The 13,610-nt window shown below is 69.7% G+C and carries 6 protein-coding genes; 4 read left to right on the top strand and 2 right to left on the bottom strand.

What is annotated here, in order from left to right; all coding sequences use genetic code 11:
- The first annotated feature begins 26 nt into the window (after positions 1–26).
- Positions 27–1,598 (top strand): glutamyl-tRNA reductase, encoded by a 1,572-nt coding sequence (locus tag ACFFF6_RS17035; protein WP_376982686.1) that lies wholly within the window; start codon positions 27–29, stop codon positions 1,596–1,598.
- Positions 1,595–1,879 carry a hypothetical protein gene (locus tag ACFFF6_RS17030; protein WP_376982685.1) on the top strand — a complete coding sequence of 95 codons (285 nt, stop codon included), beginning with the start codon at positions 1,595–1,597 and terminating at the stop codon, positions 1,877–1,879. Before ACFFF6_RS17035 ends, ACFFF6_RS17030 begins: the two co-directional genes overlap by 4 nt.
- 181 nt (positions 1,880–2,060) lie before the next feature.
- On the opposite strand, the gene ACFFF6_RS17025 is transcribed toward ACFFF6_RS17030, so the two are convergent.
- Together ACFFF6_RS17025 and ACFFF6_RS17020 are read right to left on the bottom strand one after the other, a co-directional pair.
- Complete coding sequence (locus ACFFF6_RS17025) at positions 2,061–3,404, bottom strand: M18 family aminopeptidase (RefSeq protein ID WP_376982684.1); 1,344 nt, start codon at positions 3,402–3,404, stop codon at positions 2,061–2,063.
- A complete protein-coding gene (locus tag ACFFF6_RS17020) occupies positions 3,401–5,494 on the bottom strand; it encodes a DUF6541 family protein (protein WP_376982683.1) in 2,094 nt (697 codons plus the stop codon). Before ACFFF6_RS17020 ends, ACFFF6_RS17025 begins: the two co-directional genes overlap by 4 nt.
- A 278-nt stretch (positions 5,495–5,772) precedes the next feature.
- On the opposite strand from ACFFF6_RS17020, the gene ACFFF6_RS17015 reads away from it, so the two are divergent.
- Together ACFFF6_RS17015 and ACFFF6_RS17010 are read left to right on the top strand one after the other, a co-directional pair.
- Positions 5,773–12,426, top strand: a complete 6,654-nt coding sequence (locus ACFFF6_RS17015) for a DNRLRE domain-containing protein (protein WP_376982682.1) — start codon at positions 5,773–5,775, stop codon at positions 12,424–12,426.
- The gene (locus ACFFF6_RS17010; RefSeq protein ID WP_376982681.1) at positions 12,426–12,731 is read left to right on the top strand and encodes a hypothetical protein; all 306 of its coding nucleotides are present in this window, start codon (positions 12,426–12,428) and stop codon (positions 12,729–12,731) included. Before ACFFF6_RS17015 ends, ACFFF6_RS17010 begins: the two co-directional genes overlap by 1 nt.
- Positions 12,732–13,610 lie beyond the last annotated feature (879 nt).

Genomic DNA, 13,610 nt, shown 5'->3' with positions numbered 1-13,610 from the left:
GGGCGGAGCGGCCTACACTCGGGATCATGCTCGTCGCCGTCCGCGCCACCCATGAACACCTCGACCTCGGAGTTCTCGATGCGCTGACCCGTGACGCCGCTCGCATCCCCCAGGTGATCCAGGAGGTCCTCGCGGAGCGCGGTGCGCAGGACGCCCTCGCCGCCCAGGCCGAGGGACGCCGCCCGGCCCCGCCGGCCCTGGAGGGCTGGGTCGTCCTCGGCACGTGCAACCGTCTCGAGGCCTATCTCGACGCGCACCGCTTCCATGACGGCGTGGACGTCGTCGTCGAGGCCGTCTCTCGCACCAGCGGCCTGGACCGCGACCTCGTCTCCCTCTGCTTCGAGACCGCGACCGAGGCCCCGGTCACCCGGCACCTCTTCGAGGTCACGTCCGGGCTGCGCTCCCTCGTGATCGGTGAGGCGGAGATCGGGGGCCAGGTCCGCGGCGACTTCGAGGCCGCCCGCGAGGCCGGCCACGTGACCACCATGCTCCACGACCTGTTCCAGCTGGCCTTCCGCTACGCGAAGCGGGTCGCGACCGAGGCCCCCGTCGGCGCGGCCGGCCGGTCCGGAGTGGCCGTGGCCCTGGACCGTGCGGCGGAGGAGCTCGAGGGTCTCGAGGGCAGGAGGGTCCTGGTGGTCGGCACGGGCGCGTACGCGCGCCTGGGGGTCGCGGAGCTCGCACGCCGCGGTGTCGTCGATGTGTCGGTCCACTCCGGGTCGGGCCGCGCCGTCGCCTTCGCCCGGCGTCACGGGGTCGACGTCGTCCCGCCGGGGACGCTCGCCGCAGCCCTGCGCGATGCGGACCTGGTGCTGGCCTGCTCGGGCCGGGGCACGAGCCTCTTCCCCGAGCAGCTCCTCGAGGCCGGACCGACCCTGATCCTCGATCTCGCCCTGCACTCCGACCTGCATCCGCTGCTGCGGCATCTGCAGGACGTGCGCGTCATGGGCCTCGCCGACCTCGCCTCGCAGCTCGAGGACACGGCCGAGCCCGCTCTGCTGACCGCGCAGGAGATCATCGCGGAGGGCACCGCGGAGTTCCGCTCCCGCCAGCAGGTCCGCCGGGTCGACCCCGCCATGGCGGCCATGCGCCGATCCGTGGGGGAGAGCGCCGACGCGGAGATCGCCCGGCTGCGCCGCGAGACCTCCGAGGACGTCGCCGACCAGGTCGAACGGTCCATCCGCCGGATCCTCGCGAAGGTCATGCACTCCCCGGCCGCGCGGGCGCGACGACTCGCCGAGGACGGTCACGCCGACGAGTACGTCGACGCCTTCCACACCATCTTCGGGATCGACATCTCCGCGCAGCGAGAGGGGACCGACGAGTCCGCCGGCGAGGCCGCCGCGCAGCTCGAGGAGGGCGCCGCCGCCGGCTGGATGCGGCTGGACCGCACCGTCCCGCCGCGTCTGCGCCCCGGAGCGGCCGGAGGGCTGCACGCCCTCATCGGCGCACCGGCGCTCGGCGCACAGGAGCTCGCCGGCCAGGGGATCCGCGGCCACGCCCTCGCCGGGCGAGGATCCGGCTGTCCCATCGACCACGGGGCCGCCACGGCCTCCTCCCGTCCCCGCACCGACCATCCCCTGGGAGCCCCCTCATGACCGATGCCGCCCAGACCGCCGCCGCCGAGCAGGACCGTCTGATCGGCGAGCTGCTGCGCGCGCTCGCGACCGACGACGCCCTGGACCCGCACGTGCTGGAGATCCGGGCGCAGCTGGCGGAGGCCACGGCCCGCACCGGCGCCCACGAGGACGCGGTCAAGCAGGCCGACGAGCTGCTCAAGGACGCCCAGCGCGAGCACGGGCCCGAGCATCCCAGCGCGCTGCGCGCCCGCGCCGCCGTCGACCTCGTCCTCGACCTCGCCGGCATCGAGCGGAGCTGATCGCTCAGCCGGTGCCGGACGGCCGATCGCCACCGCACCGGCCTGTGGGAGCGCTCGTCCCTCGCCCTCCCTCCGGCCGGAGCGGAGACGATGATCAGCCTGTGTGGGATGGCCGATCGCCACCGCACCGGCCTGCGGGAGCGCTCGTCCCTCGCCCTCCCTCCGGCCGGAGCGGAGACGATCAGCCTTGCAGGAACTGCGCGAGGGCGCGGCGCAGGTACAGCGGGTCGGCGACCGCGCACATCTCGCGGGCCGAGTGCATCGACAGCAGCGCGATGCCCAGGTCGATCGTGACCATTCCCAGGCGGGTCGCGGTGATGGGGCCGATGGTCGAGCCGGAGGGCATGGCGTTGTTCGCGACGAAGGACTGCAGCGGCACGGCTGCGGCCTCGCAGGCCTCGGTGAACACGGCGATGCCGGTCGCGTCGGTCGCATAGCGCTGGTTGGCGTTGATCTTCAGCACGGGACCCGCACCCAGTCGCGGCCGCGTCACGGGATCGTGGCGCTCGGGGTAGTTGGGATGGGCGGCGTGCCCGGCATCGGCGGAGACGACGATCGAGGAGGCGAGCATCCGCCGGCGGCTCGCGTCGTCCCCGCCGAGGGCGGTGTGCATGCGTACCAGGACGTCCTCCAGGAACGGACCCGCGGCACCCGAGCGGGACTCGGAGCCGACCTCCTCGTGATCGTTGGCGACCATGAGCGCGATCGGTGCATCGGCCCCGCGGCGCGGGGAGCCGGCCGCGTCGATGAGCGCGGCGACCTCCGCGTGCATGGAGGAGAGGTTGTCGAGCCGGGCCGAGGCCAGGAACTCCTCGTGCGCGCCGAACAGGGCGGGGGCCTGCGCATCGACGGTCACGACGTCGTAGCCGAGGATCTCGTCCCTGTGCACGGCGGCGCTGCCCGCGAGCAGCTCGAGCACGTCCACGGGGCCCAGACCGATCACCGGCTGCATGTGCCGCTGCGGGTCCAGGACCAGGCCGTCCTTGTTCACGCCGCGGTCCAGGTGCACCGCGAGCTGCGGCAGGCGCAGCACCGGTCCGGTCGCCACGAGCACCTCGCGGCCTCCGCGCAGCGCGAGGCGGCCGGCGAGCCGCAGCTCCCGGTCGAGCCAGGAGTTCAGCAGCGGTCCGCCGTACACCTCGACGCCGATCTGGGAGAAGCCCTCCGCGGCCAGCTGCGGATTCGGCTTGAGCTTGAGCGCGGGGGAGTCCGTGTGGGAGCCGACGATCCGCCACGGCGTGCGCGGGGTCGACGCCTGCGGCGCGGACCAGGCGACGATCGCGCCGTCGCGGATCACATAGCGGTCGCCGCGGACCTCGGCCCAGTCCTCGTCCTCGAGCAGACGCGTGAAGCCCGCCTCCTCGAGGCGGCGGGCGGCCTCCGCGCAGGCGTGGAAGGAGGACGGGGAGGCGGAGACAAAAGCGCCCAGGTCCAGGGCGGACTCGCGGGCGGCCGCCGAGGGCCGGGAGGGCGTGGAGGGGGTCTCGGTCAGCGGATCGGTCTCGCGCGGTGCCTCAGATGTCATCCCCGCATTGAACCATCTGTGCCCCGGCAGGGGGACATCCGCAACAGCCGCGCCTCCCCGACCTGGGCGATGACCTCCGCGGCCCCGCTCGTGGTGATCTCGTTGAGACCCACGTACGTGGCCTCCTTGCCGAACAGCTCGCGCGGACCGAAGTCCAGGGCGTAGCGCACGTCGAGCTCGGCGGCGGCGTCGCAGACCTCGGGGTCCTCCTGCGCCTCGTCCAGCGCCCGGTTCAGCAGATGCACCTCCGGCTCGGCCTGGAACCCCATGAAGCGGTTCAGGACCTGTCGGTCGGAGATCGCGTAGGCGAGCGCACCGCCGTTCCACGGGTTCACGGCGATGACCGCGTCCTCGGGGACGTGGTCCGGGATCAGCTCGAGCAGGGCCCGTTCATCGGCGGTGAGGAGCTCGCCGTCGGTCCAGTTCTCGGTGAGCTGGTGCTGGGCATGCGCCCCTGCGGGACCGAGGACCGTTCCCGCGGTGATCGCGAGGACCAGTCCCAGCGAGAGCGCGAGGGCCAGCGGCCCGGGGATGCCGGCAGCGGCGCCGGGCAGGGTCGAGGCCGGTTCGGCGGGGGTGGGGCGGAGGGCTCCGAGGCGGTCCCGGACGCTGCCCATGAGGCCGTCCAGGCCGGCGGCGAGCAGCGGGATGCCCACGACCACGGGGATCGCCGCGATCCGGAAGGTGTCGGAGTACCAGTTCCCCGTGAGCTCGTAGCGCAGATCGGCGTCCCACATCGCGGCGGAGGCCATGAACAGGGCCGAGGAGGCGGCGAAGGCCGGCAGCAGCCATCGGCCCTGTCCGCGCAGCAGGAGCCCCGCCGTCGCGGCGACCATGGCCGTGCCGACGGCGACACCCGGCAGGCCGCCGGTCCCCGCCAGGGAGATCGCTTCGAGGAAGGCGTGGGTGTGGTCCGTGTACGGTCCCCAGACGGAGGACTCCTGCGAGGGCCGGAAGCGCGGCCAGATCACGATCGAGGCTGCCAGGAGGATCGCGGCCGTCCCGGCCGCGCGCAGCAGCTGCCCGCGGGTGCTCACGAGGGCGCGGGCGAGCCGGCCGGCCTCCTCGCGGTCCGGGCGCGGACCGCGCACCCGTGCACGCCGCGCCCGCAGGAGGGTCGAGGCGTGGGCGAGCACCGCCCAGGCGGCGATCGGGACGGCGAGCACGAGCAGCGCGAAGATCCCCTGCGGATGCGCGAGTCCCAGGGCGAGGCCGGACAGCAGGAACAGCACCGGCATGGCCGCCAGGCCGATCCGCTCCTCGGCCCGCGGCACGAGGCCGACGAGGTGCGCCCCCAGCAGGATCAGCGGCGGCAGCAGCACGGTCGACAGGAAGTTGGGCCACACGATGCCCCAGGACATGAGCATGAGCGGGAAGGCGGGGGAGATCCCCGCGAGGGCGCCGGCGAGGAACAGCCCCAGGTTCCCGCTGCTCGTGCACAGCCGCACGAGGGCGAGGACTCCGAGGGGCCAGACGACGATCGCGAGCACGAGCATGAGCACATTGCAGGCCAGCACGATGTCCCCGCCGCTGAGCACGGTCACGAGGCTCGCGAGCTGATGCCATCCGGCCGGGTAGAAGGTGCCGGGAGCGCCGGGCAGGGCGGTCATGCTCCCCACGGTCCAGGCGGAGGCGGACTCGTGATCGAGGATCCAGCGGATCGCGTTGAGGTGGAAGACCGCGTCATAGGTCTGGCTGACCTGGTCGATGCCGCCCATCATGGTCAGCGCCCGCACGAGCATGATCACCCCGCCCAGCAGCAGCCCCGCGGTCATGGCGAGCGCCGTCGCCGAGCGGGCGATGCGGCCCGGGAGATCGCGGATGCGGCCGATCACCTCGCGGCGCCGCAGCGCCAGCAGCGGCGCGCCGAGGATCAGCCCCAGCAGCAGCGGCACGAGCGGGCTCCAGGGGATGCCGAGCAGGTCCGCTCCCTCCGCGGCGATCGAGACCACCGCGACGGAGAGCGGCGCGAGCAGGGCGGCCCGGGCGAGCGGGTGCAGGCGCAGGCCCAGTGCGAGGGGGAGGCCGGGGAGCGCCAGCACCGCCAAGGAGGCCAGCACGGCGGCAGCCGAGGCGAGGACCAGGGACACGGGCGCTCCTTCACAGGACGGGTTCGCCGATGGGCGCGCGGATCCGCGCGGTCGCGTGCCATCGTACGTTCCGCGAGCTGGCAGGGTGGGGAAGGCCCGCGGCGGCGACCCGCGGACGGATCGCCGGTGGGGTCCTCCGGGGGTGATCCGGGGGTGATCCGACGCGGGTTCGAGGTACTGGCGGGTAACCCGTGAGGGCTCGTGGATGATGCTCTCAATCTCCGCTCCGGAGGGGTGGACTGCGGCGCGCGTGCCGCGCGTGGGTGAAGGGGCCTGCGGTGGGGATTTCTTCCTGGGGTCGATGGACTCGTCTGTACGGGGTGTCGGTGGCGTGGCTGTGCCTGCTGGCGCTGCTGCTGGTGGACGGGGTGGTGCCGCGGGCTTTTGCGGAGGATCCGCCGGTGGACGATCCGGCTCCGGAGGTCTCGGCCCCGGTCGCGCCCTCGAGCACGGACTTCCCCTCGGCGTTGATCCAGGCCCGCGCGAACGGGAAGCGCGTCGAGGTCACGGGCGAGCGTTCGGAGTCCTCGACGACGTGGGTGAACCCGGACGGGTCGGTGACCACGGAGCAGTTCGCGGCTCCGGTCCGATTCCAGGATCCGGGCGGGGACTGGCAGCGGATCGACACGACGCTGGAGGAGCAGCAGGACGGGAGCGTGGCTCCGGTCGCGGTTCCGGACGGCATCGAGCTGGCCGGTTCAGTCGCGGGGACGGAGGCCGAGCCCGCGGAGGTCGCGTCCCTGGATGCCGGCGATGACACGGCGTGGAATGTGGCCCTGGCGTGGGGCGGGGATCTTCCTGCGCCGGTGCTGGAGGGGTCGACGGCGACGTACGCGGGGGCGTGGCCGGGGATCGATCTGACCGTGACGGCGTCGCGGGACGGGTTCGAGCAGTCCTTCGTGATCACCGACCGGGAGGCGCTCGCGGGCTATGTCGAGTCGCAGGACGCGGCTGCCGGGACGGAGGTGTTCTGGGAGATCCCGCTGCTGCTGACCGGAGTCACGGCCCGGGAGGTGAAGGGCGAGCGGATCGAGTTCGTCGACCCGTCGGGTGAGGTGGTCTCCATGTTCGAGGCGCCGATGGCCTGGGACGCGGAGGTCGATCAGGCGTCGCTCGAGCATGTGAACCATGTGCCGGTCACGGCGGGGATCTCCTCGCAGGAGGGTGGGGTCGCGGTGCTGCGCCTGGGTGTGGACCGGGCCTGGCTGACGGACCAGTCGCGGGTGTTCCCGGTGACGGTGGACCCGGTGTATGCGACGGTGACCACGCGTCCCACCTTCGACGCGTACGTGCAGTCGAACATCTCCACGGACCGGTCCAGCGAGCTGGAGCTCAAGGCGGGGACGTACGACGGCACGAACGTCGCCCGCTCCTACCTGGTGTTCGCGCAGTCGCCGTTCAAGAACCTGAAGATCCTCTCGGCCTCGCTCAATGTCTACGAGACCTGGTCGTACTCCTGCACCGCCTCCGGTCTGGAGGCCTGGTCGGTCGGCTCGCCGGTCACCTCGAGCGTGCGCTGGTCCAACAAGCCGGCGCTGGTCGCGAAGCAGGGCAGCGTCACCACCGCGAAGGGCTTCAACTCGACCTGCGCCGCGGGCTGGGTGAACATCCCGATCACCGGGCTGGCGCAGTCGTGGTCCACGAGCACCGCGTCCTCGGTGACGCTCGCGCTGCGGGCGACGTCGGAGACCTCGACGACGGGATGGAAGCGATTCGCCTCGGCCGAGTCGACGAATCCGCCGTCGATCACGTTCACCTACGACCGCAAGCCCAACCAGGCCTCGATGCCGACGGTCTCGAGCACCGGCACGTACAACAACGTCTCCTACGCCTGGCAGCCGCGGCCGGTCGTCTCGACCACGGTCACGGACCCGGACGGCAATCTGGTGCGCGCGAACATCGAGGTGCATTCCTCGACGACCGCATCGGCGTCGACGCTGGTGACGGAGTGCGATACCCCGCTGGGCGCATCCGGGGCGACGATCTCGTGCACCCTGCCGGCGAACCTGCCGAACAACGCCACGCTGTACGTGCGGGCCGCGGTCGCCGATGAGCTGGGGGTGTGGAACGGGACCTGGTCGCCGTGGAAGACGGTCAAGACCGCGCAGACCAAGCCGTCCGCCCCGCAGATCACCTGCAACGTGGCCAGCGGATCGTGGGCCACGACGCAGCCGGCCTCGACGCTGGCCTGCTCGGTGGTCATCACCCAGCCCTATTCGACCTCGTCCCCGATCACGGTGCGGCACATGATCGACGGCGCGACCACGGAGACGCTGATCCCCATCGCCCAGGGACCGCGGACCGTGGCGCTGCCCCCGATCCCGTTCACGCAGGGCGCGCATCGGATCCGCGTGCGTGTGTCCTCGCCGTCGACGATGGCGTCGGACCCCGTCACCTTCCAGACCGGCTGGGGCGGGCCCTCGGTCATCAACCCCGCCCCGAAGTCCGCGTCCAACGGGAAGTTCGCCGTCGACGCGGCCGCCCCGCCCCTGACCTCCACCACGCAGACGGTCACCGCACTGCAGCAATGGCGTCTGGCGGGGACCGCGGATGCGTGGACGAGTGTCGGCACGGCGCAGGCGCTGACCGGAGCCGTCGGCACGCCGCTCGTATACAGGACGACGTTCGATGCCGGTGTGGAGCTCGCGGCCGCGGGCAACACCTCCCGGGCCCCAGTGCGCCTGGAGTACCGGATCTGCTTCACCTACTCCGGGATCACGAACCCGCTGTGCACCGACGCGACGCGGCCCACGACCCTGGTGAAGGTCCCCCACGCCTTCGGCGGCGGATACCCCACCGCCGATGTCGAGGCGGGGCAGGTCGCCCTGTACACGGGCGAGTTCCAGACCTCCTCGACCGACGTGTCGGTGCCCGGGTACGGCTCGGACATCTCGATCTCGCGCACCCACCTGTCCTACACCGGCACCGGTCCGGTCACGGCGTGGCCGAACGATCCGGTCACCGGCGTGTTCGGCCCGGGCTTCACCGCGAACCTCGAGGGCGATGACGCGGCGGGGCTGGCGGGTCTGCAGGTCATGGACTCCCGGATGGATGACGGCACCATCTCCCTGCTGGACGAGGAGGGCGAGCCGCTCGTCTTCGTGAACCCCACCGGCGACGTGGGCACCCCGGTCCCGGTGGTCCTGCTGCCGGGCACGGAGGACACGGAGCTGGCCGGGATCACGGCGACGCTGACCGGTACTGCGGCGGCCCCGAAGCTCGAGGTCCTCGAGGACGACGGCACCAAGACGACGTTCACGCCTGTGGCGGGCGGGGCGAACAAGAACCTGACCTGGCGTCCGGCATCGATCGCGGAGCCCGGCCAGGCGGGGAGCACGACCTTCGGGCACGACCCGACCACGGGCGCGGTGACCCGGGTCGTTGCCCCGCTGCCCGATGGCATCGCGGGCACGGCCTGCCCCACCGCGGGGACCCTGCAGCCGGGCTGCCGGGCGATCGACCTGACCTACATCACCGTCACCGACCCCAGCGGCGCACAGGCACAGCGGCTCTCGCAGGTCTCCGCGGTCCTGTTCGATCCGGCCACCGCGACCATGAAGTCGACCCCGGTGACGACGTACCAGTACGACTCCTCGACCCGGCTGTCGAAGGTGACCGACGTCCGTTCGGGCCTCGCGACCGCCTACACCTGGGACGGGACCACCACCCGGATCAAGACCATCACGCCCTCGGGTCTGGCGCCGTTCACGATCGCGTACGCCGCGAACCCGGACACCTCGATCCCGACGCAGGTCGTGAAGAACGTGACCCGGGCGGCGCAGACCAGCGACGGTGCCCCGGTGCAGATCGCCTCGATCGTCTACCACGTCCCCGTCACGGGCACGGGCCTGCCGGACCTGTCCGATGCCGGCATCGCCGCCTGGGTCAAGGACGAGCCCGGCAGTCCGGAGCACGCGGCGCAGAAGCCGGTGAACGGGTATGCCGTGTTCAGCTCCGACCACCCGGTCACGGGGCTGACCGGCAGCACCGTCCCGGCGACGGACCTGCAGTACGCGAGCCTCCAGTACGTGAACGCGGACGCGTACACGATCAACACCGCGTCCTACGGCGCGGGGGACTGGCAGGTGACCGCGACCCGCTATGACGAGCAGGGCAACGTGGTCCGGGAGCTGGATGAGCAGGCGATCCGGATCGCCCGCTCGGACTCTGCGCTCTCGGCGACAGCGGTCGATGCCCTGTCCACGCAGACGGTCTACAACACGGAGCGGAAGGCCGCGGACGGCACGGTCATCCTGCCCGCCGGCTCGGTCGTCACCGACACGTACGGCCCGGCGCGGGACGTGATGCTCGCCGACGGCGTGACCATGACCCGTGCCCGCCCCCACACGAAGACCGTCTACGACGGGGGTGCCCCGAATGCCGGGGTGAACGCGACGACGGGTCAGGCGTATGCGCTGGCGACCACGGTCACCGTGGATGCGGTCGAGCCGGGGTCCGCCGGGGATTCCCCGGCGGTGATCGAGACCATCGGGTCCACCAAGAACGGCTACGCCCCGATTGACGGGAAGCCGGTCACGGATCCGACCTCGGGCTGGGTCCTCGGGGTGCCGACCACGGTCACGAACCCTGCCGGGCAGGTGACCAAGCAGCGGTTCGATGCTCGCGGGAAGGTCCTCGAGCAGCGCCAGCCCGCCTCCAGCGGTACGGACGCCGGGACGACCAGGACGATCTACTACACCGCCGCAGCGAATGCGGATGACGCCTCCTGCGGCGCGTCGAACCAGGCGAAGGCCTGGGCGGGAGAGGTCTGCCGCATCTTCCCGGCTGCGGCCCCGTCTTCCGGCCCCACGATGCCGGGGACGAAGATCACCGGGTATGACTACTGGCTCGCGCCGACGATGACGGTGGAGACCTCCGGGGCCGCGACCCGCACCAGCGAGGTGAAGTACGACGTTGCCGGGCGCGCGATCTGGACCAGGACCTCGACCAGCGGGCTCGCCGGCTCGGTGGCGACGGATCCGATCTTCACGCAGTACAACCAGACGACTGGCCTGGTGACCGCGGTCGGGGTGTCGAACTCGATGGGCACCGGCATCGGATCGGTCTCGGAGTCCTACACGTACGACACGTGGGGCAAGCAGCTCACGCTCACCAACCAGCTGGGTGAGACGACCACTACGACCTACGACGCCAAGGCCCGCGTCACGCAGATCGTCGATGCGAAGGGCACGACCGCTTTCACCTACGACGGCACGGACGCGAACGGGAACGCGGAACGGCGGGGTCTGATCACGAAGCAGACCGTGACCCGCAGCGGGACGCAGCTGCTCACCTATGAGGCGGCGTACGACGCGGCCGGGAACATGGTCACCGAGAAGCTGCCCGCGGGGATCATCGCGACCCGTCAGATCGATGAGGCCGGCGAGGAGACCGGGCTCGTCTACTCCGGGAAGCTCACCGATCCCGACACGGGCACGGTGACGACGGGTCCGTGGATCGCCTGGTCCCAGGCCAACGACATCACCGGACGGGTCCGCACGGACCAGACCACGTTCGCCTCCGCGATCGCGACCGATGCAGGCCTCGACGTGGAGACCGAGGTGACCGAGCCGACGGGCGGGAATCCGCTGTTCTTCGATCACCGGTACACCTACGACGCGGCAGGCAACCTGTCGAGGGTCGAGGACCTCACCGGGAAGGCCGTCCCCGGCAACGACGTGTCCCCGTACACGGTGCGGGACTACACCTTCACCACCAACGGCGCCCGGAAGACGTTGAAGGAGACCGTCCGCGCGGACGGCACCACGACCGGCGCCGCGACCACGGGCATCGACCAGACCCTCACCTACGACACGGCGGACCGTCTGACGGGCGGGTATGTGTACGACCTGTTCGGTCGCCAGACCACCCTGCCTGCCGCCCACGCCCCGAACAACAGTGCCGGGAACGTGACGCTGGGCTACTTCGACAACGACCTGCCGCAGAAGATCGCCCAGGGCGGGACCTCGACGACGTTCACCCTGGACGTGAATCAGCGGCGCTTGGTGCAGTCCAGCACCAGCAGCGCCGGGACGACGACTACGACTCGTCACTACGCCGATGGCAGCGACAATCCCGCCTGGATCGACACGCAGCGCCCTGATGGCGCGGTGGAGACGCTGCGATACACGTCCTCGATCAGCGGTGACCTCGGTGCCTCCATCGGTACCGATGGCGGGACCTCGCTGATGCTCGGCAACATCCACGGCGACATCGTCACCACGATCCCGATCCCCGCCACCCAGGCAGCCACCACGCCCGCCACCGGGATCACAGGCTGGTCCTCCTACACCGAGTACGGCACCCCCATCGACCCAGCGCAGACCGCCGCCGTCGGCACCACCGCCGGCTACGGATGGCTCGGCGCGAAGGAGAGGTCGACCACCCCCGAGACCGCAGGCCTCACGCTCATGGGCGTCAGATACTATTCTGGATCCACAGGATCGTTTACGAGCATCGACCCGATACTCGGAGCAAACTCCACCGCATACATCTACCCGTCGGATCCCGAGAACATTTTCGATACTGATGGAAGGGGGCCCTACGGTAGCTGTTTCATGCGCTCCAAGTCTCACGTACTTGCAAAGTATTGGTCTAAGTTTGACGGGACCGTTAAAATGGAATGTGGGACGTCCACATATGGAATGAGGCACATTATACAAAGGCATCGGAGTGACTGGCTGCGAACCATCGGCGGCCGGGGAGACTGGAAAAAGTTCATGGATTGGGGCATCCGACAGGCACTCTCCAATCCCGCAATTGCCGTGTCGCAGACGGGGGGAAAGAGGTGCTACTCAGCCCCCTTAGTGATGTACCGGTACGTCAACGGCAAGCCGGTATACTGGAAGACCAGGTGGGCTAATGTCGTCGTCAGCAAATATTACGCAACGATCATCACCGCGTTCCCCTCCCGGACGGCATACTGCAAGTGATGAAACGAGGAAAGATTCGGCTGGAGTGGGACTATGTCCTGATCTTCGAATGGAGTGAGGACACCATCGACCCCTACCCCAATAATGTGACACAAGTGCTCCCGCTAGGGCTGGTGGAGCGCATCAAGAGATGGGGAAAGCAAATGGATTCCGTTTTCGGGAATCTCTATCTTTCTACCGCCCCCGCCGTAAACCAATCTGTGAGAGATTCTCTGGAATCTGATTTTCTTGCCATTTGCGCGGAGATCGAAGATCTTGGATTTATCGTAGAACCAAAAGGTCGTTGGCCGTTCGATGTCCCGTGAGGCATGCTATGAAGGGGCCTCCACTCTCGAGAAAAACTGAAAAACTAGGCAATGATGGTTCTGGATCACGGAAGGGTCGCCCGATGGATGGAGCTATCCGCACCGCCGGACCGACTCCGTCAAGGTATCGAGAACGTACTCGAACGACGGACAGTTCAAAGCAAGGGGCATCTGGTTATCCGCCGCTATCCACACAAGGGGTCGAATTTTGAATTTCGGAGAGGAACGGAAAGCTGCGCCTCAAGGTGATGGACGACGTCAAGGCCGGCAGTGCCGTCAGGTTCGCAACGCTCAATCGGAACTACCGCCTGGTCTACATAGGCACGGCATCCGTCACATGGTGGCAATTCGCGCAGAATCTCAAAAGACTTTGAGTCGACACGCGGCCACCGGAGGGTCGATCTCATGAGCCACATCTCGCGAAGAGCGATCATGGCAGGACTCCCAGCGGCAACAATTGCAGCAGCGGGCCTGACCGGATGCGCCCGAGACGACTCCCGCGACGTGTCGAGGACCCAGGGTCTTTCGTGGCCCCTCCAGGTATGCGGCCTGCGGGTAGATGAAGGCGTCCTCTCGGTCGCGATCCCACAATGCGACGGGCCAGTATGGTACGCCGGCGTCCGGTACCAGTACGCCCCGACCGCGACTTGGTGGGGAATGGGTGAAAAGTCACCCAAGTATTCAGCGGTACCGGTCGAAGCATCTAGCTTTCTGAACTCTGAAGGCAGCTACGACTCTGAACTTAACCTGTATGTCGAAGTCGGGTCACAGTCGGTCGGCCGAGTTATTCAGTGGGTGGGAGTCTCAGAAGCTCACTGGCCCGTCAGACAGGATGAGTACATCAATCCTGCGGGCGAGATCTTCGCCCTCAGTCAAATA

This window comes from Brachybacterium hainanense, from assembly GCF_042434575.1.
GTDB classification, from domain to species: Bacteria; Actinomycetota; Actinomycetes; order Actinomycetales; family Dermabacteraceae; genus Brachybacterium; species Brachybacterium hainanense.
This window is presented reverse-complemented; position numbering and strand designations above follow the sequence as displayed.